This is a genomic window from Virgibacillus sp. 7505 (assembly GCF_002272135.1).
Classification (GTDB): Bacteria; Bacillota; Bacilli; order Bacillales; family Amphibacillaceae; genus Terribacillus.
The window spans coordinates 1-2,605 of record NZ_NPBF01000001.1 but is presented as its reverse complement, the minus strand read 5'-3'; the positions used below and the strand labels follow the sequence as shown (position 1 = coordinate 2,605).

Below are 2,605 nucleotides of genomic sequence, written 5' to 3'. Positions count from 1 at the left end.
AACACATAGTTATGAAATAGAATCAGTGGGTCTTATATTAAGTGAATACAATTCAGAAAGTTTTTCAGAATATAATAATATCTTTTATTACAAGTATAAAAGACATCCTTTATATTTTTTTAAGGCAGCTTATAGAATAAATAAATACATAGAGAAATTTAAACCAGACGTTATACATATCCATAGTACATTTGCAGGGTTATTCGTTAGATTTCCTCTGTTATTTAATAAGAAAAAATGTAAAGTAGTATATTGTTCACACGGTTGGTCTTTCTTAATGGAGGGTTCCAAATTAAGAAATAAAGTTTTTGTGTTTGTTGAAAAGATATTATCTAAGAGAACTGATCTAATAATAAATATATCAAATAATGAATTAGATCAGTCACTTAAACGTAATTTACCTAAGGATAAATCAGTTGTTATCTATAATGGAATTAAAGATTCATTTAATGAATCGGATATTGAACTAGAGATGGACAATAATAAGATTAATTTATTATACGTGGGTAGATTTGACTACGCAAAAGGAATTGATATTATAATTGATTACTTTGAAAAGTATGACACTGAAAATCTGAACTTATATGTTATTGGAGAAGGTGTGTTATCTAAGACTCAATTTGAAACTAATGTTAAAACTAATATTCATTTTCTAGGATGGGTCGATAATAAAGAGTTAGATAGTTACTATAAAAGTGCAGATGCTGTAATAATGCCCTCAAGATGGGAGGGGTTTGGTCTCGTTGCAATAGAAGCAATGAAAAACAGTACTCCAGTAATAGCAAGTAATAGAGGTGCTCTTTCTGAGATAATTGATGATGGATACAATGGTAAGATTTTCAATATTGAAAATCTCAATACTCTGGAGCAAATATTAAAAACAACATCAAAGATGGAATATCAGCGTATGGGTAGAAATGGTAGAATCAATTATAAGGATAACTTCACAAGTGAAATAATGAATCAAGACATAATAAGTAATTACAAAAAAATAATAAAAAAATATTAGGAGGTATAACGTGAAACTTGTATTATTATCTGGTGGATCAGGTAAAAGACTTTGGCCTCTTTCCAATGATTTTAGATCAAAACAATTCCTAAAAGTTTTAAAAGACGAGAACAACAATAGATTATCAATGGTACAGAGAGTTTGGAATCAGTTAAGAGTTAATAATCTACAATCAGAAGCTATTATTACTACTAGTAAATCTCAAGTAGAAATATTACATAGCCAATTAGGGTCTGATATTAATTTAGTCGTTGAGCCTGAAAGAAGAGATACATTTCCAGCTATTGCTTTAGCTTGTTCATATTTACTTAGTGAAAATGTAGATTTAGATGAGACAATTTGTGTTTTACCTGTTGATCCTTTTGTTGAAGAAAGATTTTACTCTAAATTATTTGAACTAGATGAAGTAGTTAGTAATACAAATTGTGATTTGGCTTTATTAGGCGTTGAACCAACATTTCCATCAGAAAAATATGGTTATATAGTTCCTCAAGAAGTTAGCAAGGGTAGTTATATGTCTGTTAAAAGCTTTAAAGAAAAACCAGATCAGCATACCGCAAAGCAGCTTATAGATGAATCTGCTCTTTGGAACTGTGGAGTCTTCAGTTTTAAATTAGGATATATAATAGAAATAATGAAAAATAAAAATATCTCAATTGAATACAATGAACTCATTGAGAGTTTTGAAAATTTGGAATCTCAAAGCTTTGATTATGAAGTTGTTGAGAGAGCAAGAGATATAAAAGTAATTCCATACAATGGATATTGGAAAGATTTAGGGACTTGGAACACTTTGTCAGAAGAAATTGAAGATAGTATTTCTGGTCTAGGCATAATAAGTGACGGGGTCTCTAACTCGAAAATTATAAATGAGTTAAATATCCCAATTGCAGTGTTAGGAGCCGATAACATTTTGGTGGCAGCAAGTCCTGATGGAATTTTAGTAACAGATAAAGAAAGTAGCCCATTAATTAAGAAATACGTAAGTAATTTTAATAATAAACCTATGTACGTAGAAAGAAGATGGGGATGGTATAAGATACTGGAAAGTAAAGTGGATCAAGATGAGAACAATGGAGTGTTGATAAAATTAGTAAATATAGAACAAGGTAAAAATTTAAGCTATCATAGACACAACGAAAGAACAGAGAATTGGACTATTATTAAAGGTTATGGAAAGATGATAATTGATGGAGAATCTTTTAAAGTTCAACCAGGAGATGTAGTTCAAGTTAAGCCATATCGCAAACACGCCTTCTATGCAGAAACAAATGTTGAAATACTAGAAGTACAAAGTGGTAACATTTTTAATGAATTAGATATCACAAGATATGAAACAGATTGGGAATTAATATATAAAAAATATATAGTACAAGAATTAAAAGTGGAATGATATACTAGGAGCAATTTATGGGATATTTAATTTACTTTATTGTAATAATAAGTACAGTAGTTCAAGATTTGCCTCTTTCAAACGAATTTGGATTTATTGCATCTTCCATGACTGCACTACTAATACCATTTTTGTTTATTTTCGTAATAGTATATTTTAAAAAAATTAGAGTAAGTAAATTCACAAAGGTACTTTTCAAAATA

At 29.1% G+C, this 2,605-nt stretch carries 3 protein-coding genes; all 3 read left to right on the top strand.

Going from position 1 to position 2,605, the window contains the following annotated elements:
- On the top strand, nt 1–1,009 hold a 1,009-nt coding region (locus CHH91_RS00015), incomplete at its 5' end, for a glycosyltransferase (protein WP_141234100.1).
- Nucleotides 1,010–1,019: 10 nt separating this feature from the next.
- Nucleotides 1,020–2,402: a sugar phosphate nucleotidyltransferase gene (locus CHH91_RS00010; protein ID WP_095220851.1), complete on the top strand. Its 1,383-nt coding sequence runs from the start codon at nt 1,020–1,022 to the stop codon at nt 2,400–2,402.
- A gap of 17 nt (nt 2,403–2,419) precedes the next feature.
- Nucleotides 2,420–2,605, top strand: a 186-nt coding sequence (locus CHH91_RS20870; RefSeq protein ID WP_217973678.1) for a hypothetical protein, incomplete at its 3' end; no start/stop codon positions are given.